This window comes from Mammaliicoccus sp. Dog046 (assembly GCF_034039665.1).
In the GTDB taxonomy this organism is placed as follows: domain Bacteria; phylum Bacillota; class Bacilli; order Staphylococcales; family Staphylococcaceae; genus Mammaliicoccus.
The window spans coordinates 1,236,562-1,256,913 of record NZ_CP120131.1 but is presented as its reverse complement, the minus strand read 5'-3'; the positions used below and the strand labels follow the sequence as shown (position 1 = coordinate 1,256,913).

The 20,352-nt window shown below is 31.0% G+C and carries 30 protein-coding genes and 1 riboswitch; of the genes, 5 read left to right on the top strand and 25 right to left on the bottom strand.

Translation table 11 applies throughout. The features are described 5' to 3' along the window. Window positions 1–14: 14 nt before the first annotated feature. From nusB to P3U32_RS06355, 6 genes are all read right to left on the bottom strand, one after another. Window positions 15–404, bottom strand: coding sequence for a transcription antitermination factor NusB (nusB, locus tag P3U32_RS06380; protein ID WP_323704781.1), 390 nt, complete (start codon window positions 402–404; stop codon window positions 15–17). A 55-nt stretch (window positions 405–459) separates the two neighbouring features. Beyond that, entirely contained in the window at window positions 460–819 is a 360-nt protein-coding gene (locus tag P3U32_RS06375; protein WP_323704780.1) for an Asp23/Gls24 family envelope stress response protein, read from the bottom strand. 12 nt (window positions 820–831) lie between these two features. Continuing rightward, on the bottom strand, window positions 832–2,190 hold the full coding sequence (gene accC, locus P3U32_RS06370; RefSeq protein WP_323704779.1) for an acetyl-CoA carboxylase biotin carboxylase subunit: 1,359 nt from the start codon (window positions 2,188–2,190) through the stop codon (window positions 832–834). A 1-nt stretch (window position 2,191) separates the two neighbouring features. Further along, on the bottom strand, window positions 2,192–2,647 hold the full coding sequence (gene accB / locus P3U32_RS06365) for an acetyl-CoA carboxylase biotin carboxyl carrier protein (RefSeq protein WP_323704778.1): 456 nt from the start codon (window positions 2,645–2,647) through the stop codon (window positions 2,192–2,194). A gap of 195 nt (window positions 2,648–2,842) precedes the next feature. Further along, window positions 2,843–3,400 carry an elongation factor P gene (gene efp, locus P3U32_RS06360; protein WP_323704777.1) on the bottom strand — a complete coding sequence of 186 codons (558 nt, stop codon included), beginning with the start codon at window positions 3,398–3,400 and terminating at the stop codon, window positions 2,843–2,845. A 25-nt stretch (window positions 3,401–3,425) separates the two neighbouring features. Continuing rightward, window positions 3,426–4,481, bottom strand: coding sequence for a M24 family metallopeptidase (locus P3U32_RS06355; RefSeq protein WP_323704776.1), 1,056 nt, complete (start codon window positions 4,479–4,481; stop codon window positions 3,426–3,428). Between the two features lie 100 nt (window positions 4,482–4,581). Here P3U32_RS06355 and P3U32_RS06350 point away from each other — a divergent pair, with 100 nt between their 5' ends. After that, window positions 4,582–5,172 (top strand): hypothetical protein, encoded by a 591-nt coding sequence (locus P3U32_RS06350; RefSeq protein WP_323704775.1) that lies wholly within the window; start codon window positions 4,582–4,584, stop codon window positions 5,170–5,172. A 55-nt stretch (window positions 5,173–5,227) separates the two neighbouring features. Continuing rightward, on the top strand, window positions 5,228–5,437 hold the full coding sequence (locus tag P3U32_RS06345; protein ID WP_323704774.1) for an SA1362 family protein: 210 nt from the start codon (window positions 5,228–5,230) through the stop codon (window positions 5,435–5,437). Between the two features lie 31 nt (window positions 5,438–5,468). On the opposite strand, the gene P3U32_RS06340 is transcribed toward P3U32_RS06345, so the two are convergent. Next, window positions 5,469–6,299, bottom strand: coding sequence for a lipoate--protein ligase family protein (locus tag P3U32_RS06340; RefSeq protein ID WP_323704773.1), 831 nt, complete (start codon window positions 6,297–6,299; stop codon window positions 5,469–5,471). A gap of 119 nt (window positions 6,300–6,418) precedes the next feature. Here P3U32_RS06340 and P3U32_RS06335 point away from each other — a divergent pair, with 119 nt between their 5' ends. Then, complete coding sequence (locus tag P3U32_RS06335) at window positions 6,419–6,799, top strand: rhodanese-like domain-containing protein (protein ID WP_323704771.1); 381 nt, start codon at window positions 6,419–6,421, stop codon at window positions 6,797–6,799. Between the two features lie 66 nt (window positions 6,800–6,865). On the opposite strand, the gene gcvPB is transcribed toward P3U32_RS06335, so the two are convergent. From gcvPB to comGA, 11 genes are all read right to left on the bottom strand, one after another. Then, window positions 6,866–8,341 (bottom strand): aminomethyl-transferring glycine dehydrogenase subunit GcvPB, encoded by a 1,476-nt coding sequence (gene gcvPB / locus P3U32_RS06330; protein WP_323704770.1) that lies wholly within the window; start codon window positions 8,339–8,341, stop codon window positions 6,866–6,868. Next, window positions 8,334–9,677: an aminomethyl-transferring glycine dehydrogenase subunit GcvPA gene (gcvPA, locus tag P3U32_RS06325; RefSeq protein ID WP_323704769.1), complete on the bottom strand. Its 1,344-nt coding sequence runs from the start codon at window positions 9,675–9,677 to the stop codon at window positions 8,334–8,336. The genes gcvPB and gcvPA overlap by 8 nt, the downstream gene beginning before the upstream one ends. 11 nt (window positions 9,678–9,688) lie before the next feature. After that, the gene (gene gcvT / locus P3U32_RS06320) at window positions 9,689–10,777 is read right to left on the bottom strand and encodes a glycine cleavage system aminomethyltransferase GcvT (protein ID WP_323704768.1); all 1,089 of its coding nucleotides are present in this window, start codon (window positions 10,775–10,777) and stop codon (window positions 9,689–9,691) included. A gap of 80 nt (window positions 10,778–10,857) precedes the next feature. Beyond that, window positions 10,858–10,952, bottom strand: a riboswitch (glycine riboswitch). 16 nt (window positions 10,953–10,968) lie between these two features. Then, window positions 10,969–11,457 carry a shikimate kinase gene (locus P3U32_RS06315; RefSeq protein ID WP_323704767.1) on the bottom strand — a complete coding sequence of 163 codons (489 nt, stop codon included), beginning with the start codon at window positions 11,455–11,457 and terminating at the stop codon, window positions 10,969–10,971. A 76-nt stretch (window positions 11,458–11,533) separates the two neighbouring features. Then, window positions 11,534–11,710, bottom strand: a complete 177-nt coding sequence (locus P3U32_RS06310) for a hypothetical protein (RefSeq protein WP_323704766.1) — start codon at window positions 11,708–11,710, stop codon at window positions 11,534–11,536. Further along, a complete protein-coding gene (locus P3U32_RS06305; protein WP_323704765.1) occupies window positions 11,691–12,086 on the bottom strand; it encodes a competence type IV pilus minor pilin ComGF in 396 nt (131 codons plus the stop codon). Before P3U32_RS06305 ends, P3U32_RS06310 begins: the two co-directional genes overlap by 20 nt. 13 nt (window positions 12,087–12,099) lie before the next feature. After that, on the bottom strand, window positions 12,100–12,378 hold the full coding sequence (comGE, locus tag P3U32_RS06300) for a competence type IV pilus minor pilin ComGE (protein ID WP_323704764.1): 279 nt from the start codon (window positions 12,376–12,378) through the stop codon (window positions 12,100–12,102). Beyond that, the gene (gene comGD / locus P3U32_RS06295) at window positions 12,368–12,793 is read right to left on the bottom strand and encodes a competence type IV pilus minor pilin ComGD (protein WP_323704763.1); all 426 of its coding nucleotides are present in this window, start codon (window positions 12,791–12,793) and stop codon (window positions 12,368–12,370) included. Before comGD ends, comGE begins: the two co-directional genes overlap by 11 nt. Beyond that, window positions 12,793–13,110 carry a competence type IV pilus major pilin ComGC gene (gene comGC / locus P3U32_RS06290; RefSeq protein WP_323704762.1) on the bottom strand — a complete coding sequence of 106 codons (318 nt, stop codon included), beginning with the start codon at window positions 13,108–13,110 and terminating at the stop codon, window positions 12,793–12,795. Before comGC ends, comGD begins: the two co-directional genes overlap by 1 nt. 14 nt (window positions 13,111–13,124) lie before the next feature. After that, the gene (gene comGB, locus P3U32_RS06285; RefSeq protein ID WP_323704761.1) at window positions 13,125–14,162 is read right to left on the bottom strand and encodes a competence type IV pilus assembly protein ComGB; all 1,038 of its coding nucleotides are present in this window, start codon (window positions 14,160–14,162) and stop codon (window positions 13,125–13,127) included. 1 nt (window position 14,163) lies between these two features. Further along, entirely contained in the window at window positions 14,164–15,057 is an 894-nt protein-coding gene (gene comGA, locus P3U32_RS06280; RefSeq protein ID WP_323704759.1) for a competence type IV pilus ATPase ComGA, read from the bottom strand. 154 nt (window positions 15,058–15,211) lie between these two features. Between comGA and P3U32_RS06275 the strand changes: the two genes are divergently transcribed. Next, window positions 15,212–15,457, top strand: coding sequence for a DUF2626 family protein (locus tag P3U32_RS06275; RefSeq protein WP_016911887.1), 246 nt, complete (start codon window positions 15,212–15,214; stop codon window positions 15,455–15,457). 81 nt (window positions 15,458–15,538) lie between these two features. Here the strand turns inward: P3U32_RS06275 and P3U32_RS06270 are convergent, their stop codons facing one another. Further along, the gene (locus P3U32_RS06270; RefSeq protein WP_323704758.1) at window positions 15,539–16,171 is read right to left on the bottom strand and encodes an MBL fold metallo-hydrolase; all 633 of its coding nucleotides are present in this window, start codon (window positions 16,169–16,171) and stop codon (window positions 15,539–15,541) included. 96 nt (window positions 16,172–16,267) lie between these two features. Between P3U32_RS06270 and P3U32_RS06265 the strand changes: the two genes are divergently transcribed. Beyond that, complete coding sequence (locus tag P3U32_RS06265) at window positions 16,268–16,507, top strand: DUF2759 domain-containing protein (RefSeq protein ID WP_323704757.1); 240 nt, start codon at window positions 16,268–16,270, stop codon at window positions 16,505–16,507. A gap of 59 nt (window positions 16,508–16,566) precedes the next feature. Here P3U32_RS06265 and P3U32_RS06260 read toward each other — a convergent pair whose 3' ends face one another. From P3U32_RS06260 to rpmG, 6 genes are all read right to left on the bottom strand, one after another. Further along, a complete protein-coding gene (locus tag P3U32_RS06260; RefSeq protein WP_323704756.1) occupies window positions 16,567–16,881 on the bottom strand; it encodes an MTH1187 family thiamine-binding protein in 315 nt (104 codons plus the stop codon). Continuing rightward, complete coding sequence (locus P3U32_RS06255) at window positions 16,881–17,852, bottom strand: ROK family glucokinase (RefSeq protein ID WP_323704755.1); 972 nt, start codon at window positions 17,850–17,852, stop codon at window positions 16,881–16,883. Before P3U32_RS06255 ends, P3U32_RS06260 begins: the two co-directional genes overlap by 1 nt. Then, window positions 17,849–18,040: a YqgQ family protein gene (locus tag P3U32_RS06250; protein ID WP_323704754.1), complete on the bottom strand. Its 192-nt coding sequence runs from the start codon at window positions 18,038–18,040 to the stop codon at window positions 17,849–17,851. Before P3U32_RS06250 ends, P3U32_RS06255 begins: the two co-directional genes overlap by 4 nt. Window positions 18,041–18,043: 3 nt before the next feature. Continuing rightward, complete coding sequence (locus tag P3U32_RS06245; RefSeq protein ID WP_323704752.1) at window positions 18,044–19,492, bottom strand: rhomboid family intramembrane serine protease; 1,449 nt, start codon at window positions 19,490–19,492, stop codon at window positions 18,044–18,046. Beyond that, entirely contained in the window at window positions 19,492–20,046 is a 555-nt protein-coding gene (locus P3U32_RS06240; RefSeq protein WP_323704750.1) for a 5-formyltetrahydrofolate cyclo-ligase, read from the bottom strand. Before P3U32_RS06240 ends, P3U32_RS06245 begins: the two co-directional genes overlap by 1 nt. A 149-nt stretch (window positions 20,047–20,195) precedes the next feature. Beyond that, window positions 20,196–20,345, bottom strand: coding sequence for a 50S ribosomal protein L33 (gene rpmG / locus P3U32_RS06235; RefSeq protein WP_016911879.1), 150 nt, complete (start codon window positions 20,343–20,345; stop codon window positions 20,196–20,198). Window positions 20,346–20,352 lie beyond the last annotated feature (7 nt).

Genomic DNA, 20,352 nt, shown 5'->3' with positions numbered 1-20,352 from the left:
GATATCACTCTTTATTATTTTGATAGGCTACTTAAAACACCATTAATAAATTTATAATGTTCATCATCACTATAAATTTTTGCAATTTCAACCGCTTCGTTGAAAATTACTTTATCAGGTGTATCTGTATATTTTAATTCGTATGTTGCCATTCTTAAAATGATACGATCAGTTTTTAACAATCTCTCTAAAGTCCAGTTTTTCAAATGTGGTTTATATGCTTCGTCTAACTCATCTTTGTTTTCAATTACTGATTTAACAAAGTTTTTCACATATAAAAATTGTTCACCTTTAAAATCTTCAACCAAATAATTAATTGCTTCTTCAATTGTTAATTCAGTTTTATTATTTTCTAATTGATATAAAGTCTTAAAAACGAGTTCTCTTAATTCTGTTCTATTCATATTCTTCTCCTTCAAAGAATAAGAGGATGCATGCATCCTCTTAATTAATCATTTTTTATTGGAATTGTATATTGACGATATGAACATTAACTTCTTTCGGTGTTAATGCTGTCATAGTATTTAATGCTTGTTTAATTTCAGATTGAACTTTTCTAGCTGTTTCTGAAATTTTTGTACCATAGTCAAATGAACAATAAACATTAATATATATGCCGTCTTCTTTAATATCGACTTTAATACCTTTACCAAAATTCTTTTTCCCGAATTTTTCTATGGAATTCTTATTAAAAACGGATTGCATATGAGATACACCTTTAATATCTGTTGTAGCAATACTAGCTATAACTTCAATTACTTCTGGTGCGATTTCAATCTTACCTAAAGAAGGCTTTTCATTTTCAATTGTTTTAGCCATTCGAATCCCTCCCTATTCATCTTCACTATTCATAATATCATGAATCTCTAGGAAATTGGTATTAAAATCACCTAACTTAAACACTTGATTGTCTAATAATCTTAAATGGAATGGGATAGTTGTATCTATGCCAGTTACTAGGAATTCTGCCAACGCACGTTTACCAATTTGAATGGCATCTGTACGATCTTTACCATAAACAATAAGTTTAGCAACCATTGAATCATAGTAAGGTGGAATCGTATAACCTGTATAACAAGCAGAATCGATACGAACACCAAATCCACCCGGTGTTAAATATTGGTTGATTTTACCTGGTGAAGGCATAAAGTTTTTCATTGGGTTCTCAGCGTTTATTCTGAATTCAATTGCATGTCCAGATAATTTTACTTGATCTTGAGTTACTGGCAATGCTTCGCCGCTTGCTACTTGTAATTGAAGTTTTACTAAATCCATATTTGTAACCATCTCAGTTACAGGATGCTCAACTTGAATACGCGTGTTCATTTCCATAAAGTAGAAAGCATCTGCATCTAAATCATAAATAAATTCTATTGTACCTGCATTTTCATATTGCACAGCTTTTGCGGCTCTTATTGCAGCTTCACCCATATCTTTACGCATTTGTTCTGATAATACTGGAGATGGTGATTCTTCGACTAATTTTTGCATACGTCGTTGGATTGTACAGTCACGTTCACCTAAATGAATGACATTTCCAAAAGCATCGCCCATAACTTGTATTTCAATATGTCTAAAGTTTTCAATGAATTTTTCTAAATAAAGCCCTTTGTTACCAAATGCTGTTTCTGCTTCTTGTTGTGTCATTCTAAATCCAGTAACCAATTCTTCTTCGTTACGTGCAATACGGATACCTTTACCGCCACCGCCTGCAGTTGCTTTAATAATTACAGGATAACCAATTTGTTTGGCACATTTTTTTGCTACTTTAACAGTATCTACTAATCCTTCACTACCAGGAACAACAGGTACGTTCGCTTTAATCATCTCATCCTTGGCCACATCTTTGATACCCATTTTTTGAATGGATTGATAACTAGGTCCAATAAATTTAATTTGACAAGCATCACACATTTCTGCAAAGTCACTGTTCTCAGCCAAAAATCCGTATCCTGGATGTATGCCGTCACAACCTGTTGATTTTGCGATAGAAATTATATTTGGAACATGTAAGTATGAATCTTTAGATTGCGTTGGTCCAACACAATATGCTTCATCAGCAATTTGAGTATGTAATGCATCTTTATCAGCTTCTGAATAAATTGCGACTGTTTGAATATCCAACTCTCTACAAGCTCTAATAATTCTTACTGCAATTTCTCCTCTATTAGCGATTAATACTTTTTTCATATTACTTCACCTTGAATAACGGTTGGCCATACTCTACCATTTGTCCGTCTTCAACTAGAATTTCAGTGATTTCACCAGATACTTCAGCTTGAATTTCATTAAATAATTTCATTGCTTCTAAAATACATACTGTTGAATCAGCATCTACATGTGATCCTACTTGTACATAAGGACCTTCATCAGGTGATGGTGATTTATAAAAAGTACCAACCATTGGTGCATTTATTGTTAAACCTTCTATTTTTTCTGTTTCAGTAGTTTGTTGAACAGATTGCACTGGTTGTGCTTGTGTTTGTTGCGTTTCTGCGACTACATTATTTGCACCTTGTGCATATACAATTTCTTGTTTAATATCTTTTTTTAAAGTTAATTTAAATTCTTTATCATTAATATCGATTTCAGTTAAAGAAGAATTGTCTAATACTTCAACAAGTTCTTTTATTTGTTTCAAATTCATTTGAAAAACTCCTTTTAAATTCAAATTCGTTACACTTCATACATTTTACTTTAGTGGTCATACCAATTCAAGCGATTTTAATATTTTATTTGAAAAGGAAAATAATCTCTTGATTTAAAAATTGTTTTTATTACACAAAAAAGGAGAGTCTGGCAAGTTAATGTCCAGACTCATAACATCAAATATTAAATTTGATTAACCTCTTGAAACGTAACTACCATCAGTAGTATTGATAACAAGTAAATCTCCTTCATTTACAAATAAAGGAACATTTAAGCTATAGCCAGTTTCTACTGTTGCTTGTTTTGTAGCACCTGTTGCTGTATCACCTTTAATACCAGGTTCAGTTTCAGTAACTTGAAGTGTTACTGTATTTGGTAATTCAACACCAAGTGTTTCACCTTCATATGATTGAATATGAACTTCCATATTTTCTTTTATAAATTTAAGTTCATATTCTAAAGCTTCTTCTGGTAATTCTAATTGATCATATGTTTCATTATCCATGAATACATGGCTATCTCCGTTTGCATATAAGTATTGCATACGGCTATTGTTAATTTGAGCTTTTTCTACTTTTTCACCAGCTCTGAATGTTTTTTCTTGAATTGCACCAGTTCTTAAATTTCTTAATTTAGAACGTACAAATGCGGCACCTTTACCTGGTTTTACATGTTGGAAATCTAATACTTTCCAAATGCCGTTATCTACTTTTACTGTTAAACCTGTTTTAAAATCATTAACTGAAATCATTCATTTTCCTCCTAAATATACCTTCTTATAAAATAATAAGGTCTTTTGAAGATTTAGTAAAGCGCTGTAAGCCATTTTTCGTAACTAATACATCATCTTCTATTCTGACGCCACCTAGTCCTTCTACATAAATACCAGGTTCAAGTGTGACGCACATATTTTCTTCAAGTACAATATCTGATTTCTGAGATAGCCCAGGACCTTCATGTACTTCTAATCCAATACCATGACCTAAAGAATGACCAAATGCATCCCCGTAGCCATAACCTTTAATAATATCACGTGCAATCGTATCTGCTTCTTTACCTGTCATCCCAGGTTTAATTTGGTTTAGAGCGGCAAGTTGTGCTTCTAAAACAATGTTATATATTTTTTTCATTTCTTCTGCAGGTTCACCAATTGCAAATGTACGTGTTACATCACTTACATAACCATCATATAGTGCACCATAATCTAATGTGATCATATCACCTTTTTCAATCACTTTATCACTTGCCACACCATGTGGTAACGCACCACGATGACCAGAAGCGACAATAGTATCAAAGGAAGAACATGTAGCACCCTTGCTTCTCATAAACATTTCCATTTCATTGTTAACTTCATTTTCTGTCATACCCGGTTTTACCCAATTTAAGATATGCTCGTATGTCTCATCAACAATGTCAGCAGCTTTTTGAATTTTTTCAATTTCAAATTCATCTTTAACCATACGGATTTTTTCAATTTCACCTTCAATTGTCGATAGTGTAACTTTACCACTATTTAACGCTTGATAATCATTGTATGTAATTAAATTCGTTTCGACACCCATAGATTTGATTTCATCTGCTTCAGCCAGTTCATTGACTTTACTTAACATAGGGCCACCTTGATTTACAATTTCAAACGCTTCTGATTGTGTTGTAGCTTGTTGAATATATCTGAAATCTGTAATTAACTTTGCAGAAGTTTGTGTAATATATAAACACCCACTTGATCCCGTGAATCCAGATAAGTATCTTCTATTATATGGAGAAAGTACAACTACTGCTTCTAAGTTCTTTTCTTGCATGACTGATCTTAATTTATTTATTTTCATGTTTTTTCCCCTTTCTGTTTGTGCAATAAATCTTTATACATTAAAATAATAGCATACATATTAAAAATTTTTCATAGTAAAACATTAGGAGTTCAAAATCATGAAAAAAATCTTTTTTACAATTTTAACAGGTACGGTCATTTTGTCAGCTTGTGGCAATGACAAAGTACAACAACTTGAACAGAAAAAATCATCATTAAAAAGTGAAAATAGTAAAGTCAAAAAAGAAGTATTAGACCTAGAAGATAAAAACAAAACATATAAACAAAAAGAAACAAGCACTCAAAGCTCAATTGATCATTTAAAAGATGAATCTAAAGCGCAATTCGCTACTGAATACTTAAAATCCTCAACACAATTTGTAAATGATACAAAAACTAATATTGCTTCATATAATAAAATTCATCATCAACTTCAAACAAAATTTGATGATACGCATACTAAATCTGAACTTGAAAATATCGTTAATAGCCAAAAAGATGCAACTCAACAATATAAAGATTCATTGAAAGATAAAACAATACCTAAAAAATACAAAGACTTACATAAAAACATGTTAAAACTCACGGATGATTTTGAAAGTGTATTTAAAGAATTACAGCAATCATATGACAAAAAAGATAAAACTGCTGTTAAAAAAGCAATGGATAAACTTAAAGGACTAAATACCGAAATCAGTCAAATTATGTGAGTAAATGCCTGAAATATGCTATATTAAAAGAACTACTAACTTAAGGTGAGATACAATGAAAAATGTTTTATTTTATTTAATTATTGCTGTTGCACTATTCGGGTTAATTATGAATTTTGATTTCTTCATTATGGGATTTATTAGAATGATTGTTTCATTAATCATATTTGGGTTAATCATTTATTTGATTTACTATTTCTTCTTTTTAACACCGGATCAAAGAAAATATAAAAAAGCAATGCGTAAACAGAAACGCAGAAAATAAAAAACTAAGCCATTTACTTGGCTTAGTTTTTTTATTTTCTATAAGTCCACTCATCAGATTTATATTTATCTTCAATTTCTTTTATTTCAGCTAGCTGTGCTTCATTAAAAGTTAAAGGTTTAAAATCAATATCTAGACCTTTTTTGAATCCCTCGTAAAAAGCTTCTTCCATTTCAGGAATAGTAATTTTTCGATCAGTTAAATCATTAATTGCAACTGCTTTGTCTACAAAGGCTGCTTTCATTTTATCTTTTAGTCTATCATTTTTATAAATGAACATATCAAACAATTCATCTACATCAATATCTTGTAATATTGAGCCATGTTGTAAGATAACGCCTTTTTGTCTTGTTTGTGCACTCCCCGCAATTTTTCTTCCTTCTACAACGAGTTCATACCAACTAGGTGCATCAAAACAAACAGAACTTCTAGGCGTCTTCAATTTATCACGTTCTTCTTTCGTTTTCGGAATTGCAAAGTATGCATCAAAACCTAATGATTTAAAGCCCTCCAATAGCCCTTCAGAAATCACTCTATATGCCTCAGTTACCGTTTTAGGCATATTTGGATGTGATTCAGGTACGATAACGCTATATGTTAATTCTTTGTCGTGTAGCACGCCTCTACCACCTGTAGCTCTCCTAACAAGTCCATATCCTTTTTCTTTCACTTTTTCTATATCTATTTCTTTTATTAACTTTTGAAAATATCCTATAGAAAGCGTTGCAGGATTCCATGTGTAAAAGCGAATAACTGGATCTATTTCCCCTCTGCTCACAAAATTCATTAGTGCTTCGTCGACTGCCATATTATAGTATGGATCATTAGATTTTGTATTAATAAAGTACCAAGTTTCATTCACAACAAAAACTCCTATTCAATTCATTATGTATACTTTACCATTTTAGCAAAAAAATTTTGATAAATCTCACAAGAAATCTTATAATAGTAATATAGAGTTGAATTGGGAGGAATTAGACCATGAATTTTTGGTATATCGCGCTCATAATCCTAGTCTTGATTATCATTTATATGGCAATTAACTATTTAATTAATAAGCGCGCAGTAACAGAATTAGAACAAAACGAGTTTCACAAGGGATTAAGAAAAGCTCAAGTCATTGATTTACGGGAGAAAGCTGATTATGATTACGGTCATATTATAGGAGCAAGAAATATTCCTATGAGCGTCTTTCGTACGAGATACCAAGGATTGCGTAAAGATCAGCCAATATACTTTTGCGATGCCAATGGTGTAGCAAGTTCAAGAGCTGCACGAATTATGAAGAAAAAAGGCTACAAAGATTTATATATGCTTAAAGGCGGATATAAAAAATGGACTGGCAAAGTAAAATCTAAATAATTTTATAAAGAAAAGCAGGAAATCAAATGATTTCCTGCTTTTCTTTATATTTCATTTTAATTCATTTTAATTCTTTTCTTCTTTAAGCAATTCAAATTTTAATACTGGTTTTCTAGCTGCTTGTGTTTCGTCTAATCTTCCAATTACAGTTGTATGTGGTGCATCTAATACCATTTCTGGATTCTCTTCTGCTTCTTTTGCAATTTGAATCAATGTATCACAGAATGCATCTAAAGTTTCTTTAGACTCTGTTTCAGTTGGTTCAATCATCATACATTCTTCAACATTAATTGGGAAGTAAATTGTAGGTGGATGGAAATTAAAGTCTAAGAGTCGTTTCGCAATATCTAACGTTCTTACTCCTAATTTCTTCTGTCTAGATCCACTAATTACAAACTCATGTTTACAATGTTGTTTATATGGTGTTTCAAAATGATCTTGCAATCTTCTCAACATATAATTAGCGTTTAATACAGCCGTTTCTGATACTGCTTTCAAACCGTCCGGCCCCATAGTTCTGATATAAGTGTATGCTCTTAAATAGATACCAAAGTTTCCGAAGAATGGTTTTACTCTTCCGATTGATTTTGGCATATCATGATCAAATTTAAATGTATCATTTTCTTTGATAACTGTTGGTTTTGGTAAATAAGGTACTAAGTCAGCTTTGACACCAACTGGACCTGAACCAGGACCTCCACCACCATGTGGACCTGTGAATGTCTTATGCAAATTCAAATGTACAGCATCGAAGCCCATATCACCAGGTCTAACTTTGCTCATAATTGCATTTAAATTGGCACCATCATAATACAATTTACCACCAGCTTGATGGACAATCTCACGTATTTCTAATATATCTTCTTCAAATAAACCTAATGTATTAGGATTTGTTAACATTATTGCTGCCGTATCTTCTCCAACTACACGTTTTAAATCGTCAATATCGACTAAACCTTTTTCATTAGATTTTACAGTAACTGTATCGAATCCTGCTACTTTAGCAGATGCAGGATTTGTACCATGTGCAGAATCAGGAACAATAACTTTAGTTCTATTAAAATCACCATTCGCTTCGTGGAATGCTTTGATCATTAGAAGTGCTGTCCACTCACCATGCGCTCCTGCTGCAGGTTGTAATGTTACTTCATCCATTCCTGTGATTTCTTTTAAATGTTCTTGTAAATCGTACACAATTTCTAGAGAACCTTGCACAGTTTCTTCGCTTTGTAATGGATGAGCATTAGCAAATCCTGACATTCTCGCTACTTTTTCATTTATTTTTGGATTATATTTCATAGTACATGAGCCTAAAGGATAAAAACCTGTATCGACACCATGGTTTTTATTAGAAAGTTCCGTATAGTGTCTCATTAAGTCAAGTTCACTTACTTCAGGTAATTCTGCTTTTTGTTTTCTAGTAAATTTATCGCCAAGTAATGATTTTACATTTTGATTTTCTACTTCTTTTTCTGGTAATGAGTATGCAAATCGGTCTTCTCTTGATCTTTCAAATATTAATTCACTTGATGGCTTACGCATAATATTCACCTACTTTTTGTATAAATGTATCCATTTCTTCTTTAGTTCTTAATTCAGTAACCGCAATCAACATATGATTCTCAAACTGTTTATCTACAAATCCTAAGTCAAAGCCACCAATAATGCCATCTTCTAACAAACGTGCATTAATGTCTTTAATTGGGTGTTCAAATTCAACTACAAATTCATTGAATGAAATACCATCAAGAACATTGAAACCATGCTCTTTAAATTGATTCTTCATGTAAGTTGTATTTTCCATATTTAATTCTGCCATTTCATAAACACCATTTTTACCTAATGCACTCATACATACTGATGCAGCTAATGCATTAAGTGCTTGGTTAGAACAAATATTTGAAGTAGCTTTATCTCTTCTAATATGCTGTTCTCTTGCTTGTAGCGTCAATACAAAACCTCTATTTCCTTCATCATCTTGTGTTTGACCTACTAGTCTACCTGGTAATTTTCTCATCAATTTCTTAGTAGAAGCAAAGTAACCACAGTGTGGTCCTCCATATTGTGCCGGAATACCAAATACTTGTGCGTCACCAACTACGATATCTGCTCCAAATTCACCTGGAGGCGTAATTAAGCCTAATGCTAAAGGATTACTTGAAACAATGAATAAAGCTTTTTTATCTTCGATTAATTGTTGTATAGCTTCTAAATCTTCTAATGATCCAAAGAAATTAGGATATTGTACACAAACTGCTGCTGTTTCATCATCGATGACTGACTCTAATTTTTCTAAATCAGTAACTGTTCCATCTAAATCAACTTCTACGACTTCTATATCTTGGGCTTTCGTATATGTCTTAAGAACTTCTATAGATTGATAATGCACTGATTTTGATACGATAATTTTGTTCTTCTTCGTATGCCCTGCAGCTAAAACAGCCGCTTCTGCAAAAGCAGTTCCTCCATCATACATTGAAGAGTTAGCTACATCCATTCCCGTTAATTCACAAATTAAAGTTTGAAACTCAAAAATCGCTTGTAATTCCCCTTGTGATATCTCAGGTTGGTAAGGTGTGTAAGCTGTGTAAAATTCTGATCTAGAAATCACATGATCAACAACAGTAGGAATATAATGATCATATACACCAGCACCTAAGAATGATGCATGTGTTTCACTTGTAATATTTTTATTTGAAATCTGAGATAGTTCTCTTAATAAAGTGGTTTCTGATTTTTTCTCTTTAATATTCAATGCTTGATCAAATCTAACGCTCTCTGGTATATCTTTAAATAATTCGTCTACAGATTCGATGCCTATTACGTTTAGCATTTCTGATTTGTCTTTTTCAGTTAAAGGTATATAACGATGTCCCATTCGATTCACTCCTATGATTTAAAAGATGATTTTTTAACTATTTTTGCTTTTACTTGTCTCTTTCTAACTTGAATAAGTACTTCTTTCTCTAATTCAAATGCGTCTTTATCTATTAATCCCATTGCAAACGATTTACCAGTTGAAGGTGATTGTGTTCCCGAAGTAACATAGCCTATTTTGTTTCCATCAAGATCTAAAATGTCATAGTCTGTTCTTGGTATACCTTTATCTATCATTTCAATACCAATTGATTTACGAGGTGCACCATTTGTCTTTTGTTCTTTTAATACGGATTTACCAATGAAATCATCTTCAATAAGTGGTTTAACTGCAAAGCCAATTCCTGCTTCATAAGGCGTAATTGATTCTGATAAATCTTGACCATGTAGTGGCAGTGCCGCTTCAAGTCTTAATGTATCACGTGCTCCTAAACCACAAGGTATTGCACCTTGCTCTATCAATTGATCCCAAATCTCTTTAGCATCTTTTGCATCACAGTAAATTTCAAATCCATCTTCACCTGTATAACCTGATTGAGATAGAATAATTTCTTTACCAAACAGTGTTACATTTTGTATGAATTCAAACATTTTCATTTCACTAATATCAATTTCTAAAACTTCTTGTAATAGTTTTCTTGCATTAGGTCCTTGTATAGCTAATTGACCATATTCAGTTGATTTATTTTCAACAGTTACATTAAAACCTTTAATACTTTGTATCCATTCAAAATCAATATCTGTATTTCCAGCATTAACAACTAAAAAGTAAACTTTGTCTTGTAACTTATAAATAACAAGATCGTCAATGACACCACCCTGTTCATTACATAGTGCTGTATATTGCGCTTTTGTTTCAGTTAAATTTGAGGAATCATTTGTTAAAATATACTGAACGAATTCATCAGCATCTTCCCCGGAAATGATAATCTCTCCCATATGACTAACATCAAATAATCCTACATTTTCTCTTACAGCATTATGTTCTTCTTTAATACTTGAAAATTGAACTGGCAATGCCCAACCAGAAAAGTCAATTACCTTTGCCTCTTGATCTAGATATGTTTGATACAATGGCGTTTTCTTTAATTCAGTCGTCATCGATATTCTCCCCTTCTAAATATGTATAATAAAAAAACAGGGTAGCTTATGCTACCCTGTTGAAGTGCTCTTCAGGAATGCGTCACAAAGTTATCCTTTTGCCTGAGAGATTCACTCAAATATGGCTTGCTCCTTCGGCGATGAAGATAATTTCATTCTCTCTAACTTTGATCATTCGCAAATTTATAGAATTATAGTGATTCAATAATCTCTTGTTTAACAGTTTCAATTGACTTGTTTGCATCAATTTTCTTGAATGCGATTTCATTATAACTTAATTCTCGATTTAAATACAAGGCTTTTAATTCATTAAATGTTCTACCGTTAGCATTTGGTCTATTACTATCATGATTTATCCTATTAAATAAGACTTCAAGATCACAATATAACCAAAATGTATGATTATTTTCCTTTAGTATCTCTCTGGAATATTCAGATTCAATGATACCGCCACCCGTTGAGATGATAACATCTTGATCAATCCATTTTTTTAATGATTCTGTTTCTAAATTTCTAAAATGAGATTCACCGTAATCATTAAATATTTGAGGAATCGACAATTGTGTTGATTCAACTATATAAGTATCTATATCTATCAATGGGATGTCATAATGATCGCTTAATAAGCGTCCAATTGTTGTCTTTCCAACACCCATAAAACCAACTAACACAATCGACATGCTATCTTCTCCTTAACTACTTCTATTCAACTTATCCCTTATTCTATCTCATTATTCAGAAAATAAAAAGAAAAATTTATTTATCCATAAGCAATTTTATTTCACTTTGATAGTAATCTTCTAAATTACGATAGGTCATTAACTTGTAATGGTATTGAACGAGATAGTAAGAAATAAAGGCAGAATATATAAATAGTACACAAAGTAAAAACGGTAATATGAATCCATCTTGATTAAAAATAAATTTCTTCACGAATGACTTTATCCGCCTTTCTAATTGAAATCAACATTTTATATGTCTTATTTGAAATTTTTTGTACTGTAATGTCTTCTACATTATTTAATAAAGTAATATGTCCTTTCCCATTGATACTTTTAAATATCTTAGAATTTAACAACGTATATTCAGTAGTATTACTGTTATGATCAAATTTTATTACTTGATTAAATGCTTTAATTTCGACTTTTGCATCCTTAACTTCGCTAGACAAATCTTTTCTGAACATGAGAAGTTCATAATCAGAATGATTTAACGCATATTCTTTGAACGTATATATACTTTTAAACAAAAATGGAATGATTGATACTATAATCAGCAAAAACAGTATCGATAATAGCATTTCTATCATCGTAAACCCTTCATTATTTTTTAACACACACTTTTTCATTTCTTATAACATCTTCCAAACATATTTGATTATTTTTTCTGTTCAATTTAAATTTATCAGTATTAAACTTCAATTCATTATCCTTACTTTGTAAGGTTTGATACACCATTTGATAAAGTTTGATTTTGTAATGTTCTTTTTCAATTGTTTTATTCAATGTATGTACCAGTGGCATTAAAGTCCCACTTAACATAACTAATATGAAAATGGATAGTATAAAATCAATAAATACATACCCGTTGTTATTCTTCAACGACTCTATACCTTCCTTTCTCAATACGGAATACAATATTATATTTCTTCTTATTAAATACCATTTTCAATGTGCCGAATTGATTGATATTCCCTTCTCCATCAAATACCAAAGTTGTAAATTGATTGTCGTTTGAAACGTGTCCTTTATATAAACTAAGTGTTTGGATATCATTTCGTTTAATCTGATATTCAATTTGACTCGAATTGGGTTTGAACCACACGAGTATCGGTCGTTTGCTTGCAATAGACTTCGTTTCTAAATATTCTAACTTCACTTCGAAATCTTGTAATCCTTTGTTTAGATTTACATTTTCAATCGTATTCTTTGATAGTATCATGGAAATCAACATAATTAGGCTAACGATAGACATGACGAAAATCATCTCTATCAAAGTAAATCCATGTACTTTCATTAATTTGCAACTACTTCGCCATTTTGAATCGTTATTCTTTCGCCGGATTTACAAGTAAGTTGTTTATCATTGATATATCCATCACTTACCAAATCATTAACTGAGTTTGGCTTTGATTCGTGTTTAAGTGTATAAGCTTCTACTTGACCTGCCACCATTTTAACTTGAGCTTGGCATCCAGTAGATTTAACAGTCTCAGATTGCTTTGAAATGTTAGGAATAATAATGATTAACAAAATACTGATTATCAAAAGTACAATTAACATTTCGATTAAAGTGAAACCTTCCTTTTTACTTATGAACAATAGTTTTTTCAATTAAAACACCCCTTTCATTTTATGCCTTCAACCATCTGTAGCATTGGCAAAATAATTATTAAATATAAAGTAACGATTAATAACGCCAATACACCAAATACGATTGGTTGAATCCATTTCATCTGCTTAATAAATGTTTGTTCTAATTTATCTAACATATAAATACTAAAGTAATAGAGTTCCAAATCTAACTTAGATTTATTTTCGCCGTGCTGAATATAATGGATCAAATTATCATCTAAACAATTGATTGATTTAATTGATTCCGGAAATGAATGACCTGCTTCGATTGACTGATTAATCGATAAACCTATAAACCTTAATAAGTCATCTTTTGTTTGCATCATATATATTTCGATAATTTTATTTAGAGTAATACCATTCTGAATAAAAAACGAAAAATCTCTAGAAATTCTATACGAGTTATACATCGTGATATAACTATTTATTATTGGCGTACGCTTGAAATAAGTAATTTTTTTAGATATATCCGCGCCAAGATATTTAAAATAAATAAGTAAAGATAGAAGTATACAAATTAAGGCGCCTGTAATGATTGAAATTGGCAGATAAGAAAAAATAGTCGTTATTAATTTTAACGAGGAAGATATTTCTACGTTCATAGATTCATAAATTTCACGAAATTGAGGAATGATTGTCTGATTAACTGCCGTGAGAAGCATAAAAAATACAAAGAATAGTACTGCTGGGTATTGAATTGTTTTTATAAACTTAGCTTTTACTTGTTCAATCTTTTTTAAATACATTATCGAATGATCTAATGACTCAATTAAATTACCGTATTGCTCACCAAAATATATTTGCGTAACAATGACTTGAGGGTACTTTAAAAATGATAAAATTTCATGTAATTGCCCCGTTGATACAATGATTTCTATTAATGTTGATTTAACCTTTGAATGAGATAATTGTTGAAATTGATCGGACAATAATTGAATAGATTCAAGTAGAGTAAAACCTTGTTTCATCATGTCAGATAATCGCATTAAAAATAGCACATTATCTTTCTTTAAAATGCACGCTTTACGCATTTTATTCACTCATTTCTATCTGATTGATTTCTTCAGTAAAGATGTACGACATCTCACGCATACGGTCACCTATTTTTGATGTAATTAACCTTTGATTCGCGATACAAGATACACCTTGCCTAATTTGTTCCCGAGTTATCCCTAACTCCAGCAATCGATAAATTGCACCTATATTATTTCTAGCATGCATCGTTGAAAGTACAAGATGGCCACTCAAACTTGCTTGAATCACATGATTAGCTGTAATTTCATCGCGTATTTCACCTATCATAATCACATCAGGATCACATCTTAAAATCGCTTTAAAAGCATGTTGGTAAGTAATATTCGCTTTTTCGTTTACTGAAACTTGCACAATACCGTGTAAATGTTGTTCAACAGGATCCTCGATTGTAATGATATGTTTGTTCTGTTCTTTCTTCAATGTAAATAATAATTCATACATTAGTGTCGATTTTCCGGAACCAGTTGGACCTGTAAATAAAAATAACCCTTCCGATTCAAACATTCTATTACGTATGTTCTGAAAGTCCCTATCATTATCATTTATTTGTTCTCTCGTAAAATCTTTAGGTGTTAGTCTAATAGCACATGATTCTAAGCCTAAACTAATAGGAAGTGTAGATATCCTTAAATAAAATTTCGAATCATTACTATAAATCAATTGACCACTTTGAGCTTTATTTCGTTCACTCACATCTAAGTGAGATATAAATTTCATATAAATGAGTAGTTTTCCGTATAAAGCGTTATCCAATTTCGTTTCATAATAACTATTAATACCATTCATTCTCATTTGAATTAGTGTTTTGTTATTTTGAACGGGAACAAAATGAATGTCTGTTGCGCATAATTTAATTGCATCATCAATAAGTGTTTTAAATAACTTTTCCATAATCTCCTCCTACTTTATATAAACGCTTTCAATATTGATAATTACTCATTTGTAAGAAAAGATTTTTACTGTATCTGGCTATTTACTTTTCTACATAGTAACTTTATAATTATATGTGAATAAGAAAGTAAACAAAGAGGGGGTTCATTAGAAGATGGATAAAGTTTACAAAACTCTAGGCTTCTGGACTGCTATATTTGCTACAATGTTTTATGTAGGCGGTATGGACATGATGGCATATTTCTTTGTAGCTCAAACAGGATTTTTTGTATTGTTGGGATACTTAAAATTAACTGAAAGAATGTATATGTATATATTCGCTTTATATTTAGTATTGTGCTTTGTAGGATTTACATATTATTCAACATTCTTGTTAGAGCCTAGCTTCGGTCATCATTAATAAATAGAGATATGGAGTTAAATGGCCATTCTCTAAAAAAAAGACACTACATTTTATGTAGTGTCTTTTTTATTTTTATTTTCATTTAAAACCATTTAGATATGGATTCGTCATTTCCTCTTCTTGGATTGTAGATTCTGGTCCATGCCCAGGAAAAATTGTTGTATATGGATCTAAATTTAATAATTTTTCTTCAATGGCGTTCATGAGTGTGTCTGTATCGCCTCTATATAAATCAGTACGACCTATTCCACCTTTGAATAATGTATCTCCTACAATTGCAAAATCACCGAAAACATAACTTAAACTACCTGGCGAATGTCCAGGAGTATGCAATGCTTCGAATTCAAATTCTCCAATCTGATGTGTACCTTCTTCGATTACTTCTGGTACAGTTTTTTGAACAACTGGAGGCATTTGATACATTTCGAATTTCTTCGATCCATTTTTAACTGTATCTGTTAGCCATGATTTTTCTTCTTTGTGTACATAAACTTTTACATCATGTTTCTTAACTACTTCATCAACTGCACCAATATGATCAAAATGTGCATGTGTTAACAAAATACCTACTACCTTTTTATTAAATTTTTCGATTTTCTTATTAATAAATTGTCCATTATCAGATGGATCTATCACGAGTAATTCATTGTCACCTTCAATGATATAACAATTTGTTTCTACTAATCCTAGTGAATAACTATATACCTTCATTTTAACGCTCCTCTTTTAAAAAGTATCTCGACAAAACTACATATTAATTATACAATTAATATGATAATAAAAGAAATATGTATTGGGGGTATTGGAATGCCATTTATCGACACAGGGGAATTATTTGATTTGTTTGGAGTAAAAATACATATTGGTGTTAATATCTTTTCATTATTAATGCTTGCTGTATTTATACTTGCTATTTTCGGTTTGATTTCAGCATTTAAAAACAAAAACATTTTAGGCATCCTCTTTGGTGCTATAACTGTGGTATCTTTTGGCTTTTTCTCATTAGCTACCATTTTTACTTATGGTTATCCAATTTTACATCATTAATGAAATCAAATCACAATTGGAACGAGGCTGAGACATATAAGTGTCTCAGCCTCGTTCTTTTATTTTTTTAAATGCTTATTAACAGCATCTAATTTATCATTCATCTTTCTTGATTTATCACGTCTATCATCTATTCTAATATTTGTACATACACGATCTAATCCTTTATTAAATGGACTTTCATGAATTTCTTGAATGATATTAAGTAAATCTTTTAAGTCGCCTTCTATCAATGTATTCATTGGTGTTAATTGATAGTCAATTTTACCTGTTTCTTTATGTTTCTCTAAAATAACTTGTATTTCAGCAATATATTCACTTACACTTGGTCCATTTGTTCCAACTGGTATAACGACAACATCAACGATAGCCATTAGTTATTCCCCTTATCTAATACATATGTTTTAATTAAGCCTGCTGCACCGATAATACCTGCATCATTACCTAATTCGGCAACTTTAATATGTGTATCATCTTGTGCTGGTCTAAATGTCATTTTTTCGTAGTGCTTTTTAATATATGTCAACAATATATCGCCTGCTTTACTTACGCCACCACCGATAATGATATATTTCGGATTTGTCATAACACTAATAACACTTGCCGCATATGCTATGTATCCTGCAACTTTATCTATAATGAACAAACTAAATGCATCGCCTGCTTTAGCTGCATCAAAAACATCTTTTGCAGTAACATTTTTACTTGAAATTAAATCATGTAAACTTGATTTTAAATTCATATTTGTATAGTAATGATGTACTAGATTGATTACACCAGTAGCTGAAGCTACAGTTTCTAAACAACCTTTCATGCCACAATTACATTGAAATCTTTTCTTTTGATCAACTAAAAAGTGACCAATCTCTGCGCCTGAACCATTGTGTCCGTGGATCAATTCACTATTAGATACGATACCACCACCAACACCTGTACCAAGTGTTATACATACGACGTCACTTTCATTTTGTCCAGCACCTTTGTACTTTTCTCCCAATGTTGCAACGTTGGCATCATTATCCACGAAAATTGGTCCATCAAAATACTGTTTCATATGTTTACTTACTTCGATATTACCAGTCCAATTTAAGTTAACTGCACCATGTACAACACCATTTTCAAAATCAATTGGTCCTGGGACGCCAATACCCATACCGATAATGTTTTTAATATCTATATTTTTACGATTTAAATGTACAATAAACGAATCATATATATTTTCTAATATACCTTCGCCTGTTTTATTAGTAGAAATTTCCCATTTTTCTTCTATATTTAAAGATTTGTCAAATATACCTAATTTGCATGTTGTTCCGCCGATATCAGCTGATAAAATATGTGTCATTTATTTTCAACCCTTCTTTGATTAATGATTAGTCTTGCTTGTAAAAATGTGTCACGATCAATAAGCATTGCTTTATACATAGAAGTAATTTCTTGCTCCATCATCTCTAATTGATCATCTTCATTTTTAAAGTATATAATATATCCAAATTTTTTTAATAATTGTTGTACATCGTATAAGTTTTTCATAGATTAACTCCTAAATGCAGTTATTTCTTTTTCTAATGCTTTATAATGTTTATTATTTTTATCAATTTTAATTGCCTTGTCTATAAACTTCTTAGCTTTGTCATAGTCGTTTTTTGCTCTGTAACCTAAAGCTACTTGATAGTTTAATTTAGCTGAATCCGGAAATACTTTGAGCCCTTTTTCCCATTCTAATATGGCTTCATCTAATGACTTGTTACTCGCAACAATTAAACCACTATGAATATATGTCTTATCTGATTCAAAGTGCTTATCTTTGATTTGAGTAATCATTTGTTCTGCTTTTCCAAAATCACCCTTATCCATTGCACTTTCAGTTAATTCATCATAAATGTAATGTTGTTGCCTACTAAAAATGATGATGATGAGCAATAGCGTCAAAGCAATAAAACCAGCTACATAATACCATTTTGCTTGTTTTTGATTCATCCATAAATGGATAATATACATAATAAATGCACCACTAATAAAACCGCCTAAATGTGCAAAGTGATTCACATTATTCATAAATAAAGCTAACAATGAAATGATTAATATACCGATAAATGTTTGCAATACAAATTGCTTATTTGTATGTTTTCTCGTAAATAAGAATACGATAAATGCGCCAATTAATCCAAAGATTGCACCACTTGCACCAATTGAGATTGAAACGGTATCTATACTTAATGAGAGTAACCCAGCAAATAAACCAGATATCATATAAATACTAAACATCTTAATTGAGCCGAGTGCGCCTTCAATTAATTTACCAAATATAATCAGAGAGAACATATTCATCATTAAGTGCGTAAAGTCTGCATGTAAGAACATAGATGTTAATAATCTATACCATTCTCCATGAACAACATTAAAATGCACTAATCCACCAAAATCAACCAGATCAATTTGTGCAATGTGGTTGAATACAAGTACTAAAGATAACCATATAATAACATTCAATGCAACAAGTGAATAAGTTACTGGTGAAAATTTCAACATAAAACGGTCTATAAAACTCGCGTTAAATAGTTTGTTCTTATATGTTGCTACAGGTGATGTGTTTGCTCGCTTTATTTGCTGCTTTGCAACAATATGTTCTGTTGTATTTTGAAAATCACTTACTTCACTTAAAGCGTAATATTTAATTCTTGGTCGTTTAAAGTGGTTGAATTCTGTGAAGTCAATTTCTTTATCTGTAATATAATAAACATCTAAATATTCAAAACTAAATCCTGTATTTTCTATATGTATGTCTAAGTGGTCAGTTAATTTTTCCAAATCAAATTCTACTTCTTGATGTGTAGGTGTTTTATTGATGAATCTTTTAACTCTCTTTTTAGATTCGTGCGTTAGCCAAATTTCTTTTTCATTATCATCAATAGATAATATTTCATAACCTTCTGTATATACTAAATAATATATGGACTTCCACATTTGTTTAATTTTATCCATTACAATTCTCCATCAATTTCTTTTGCTATTAGTATTTCATCTACTGGTACATCGTGTTCCTCAATTTCAAAGTGTTGAACTTGAAATTTATAAGCTAAACTTAATGTGTCTCCTTCATACTGTGACAAATATTTATCATAGTAGCCGCCACCATAACCTATACGATAACCATCTTTTCTATAAATGACACCAGGCACGATTATTAAATCTAAATCATCGCAGACTTCTGTCTTATCATTTATATATTTTATACCTTTTTCATCTTTTGAAATAGTATCTAAATTAATTAATCGTTGAAAAACCATATTCTTCTTTTCATAATCTGTTTGTGGTACGTATACTTTTTTATTTTCTTTCAACATTTGTTTAATTATTGGTAATGTATCTACTTCATGATCCATGCTCATCACAATTGCTACACGATTAGCTTGCTTATATTTATTATGATTGAATAACTGTTGTCGTAAATTCAAATCATATTTGTGTTTACTATTTAAGTTTAGTTCTTTCATCTTTGTTAGTATGTTGTTCCTCAAAGTTTTCTTTTCATTCATGACTTCAACACATCCCAAAAGTGATTTCATTAAATACAAATTATATATTAATAATAACATATGGAATACGGTCATAGGTAGTTGAAGCACCTCAAATTGTAAATAAAAAGCATATTACCAACATTGGTAATATGCTTTCGTTCGTTGTATTATTTTGTTTCTCTATGAAGAGTGTGTTTACCGTCACGAGCACAATATTTTTTCATTTCAATTCGCTCTGGGTTATTACGTTTATTCTTTTTAGAGATGTAGTTTCTTTCACCACAATCAGTACATGCTAAAGTTACATTTACGCGCATGATGAAC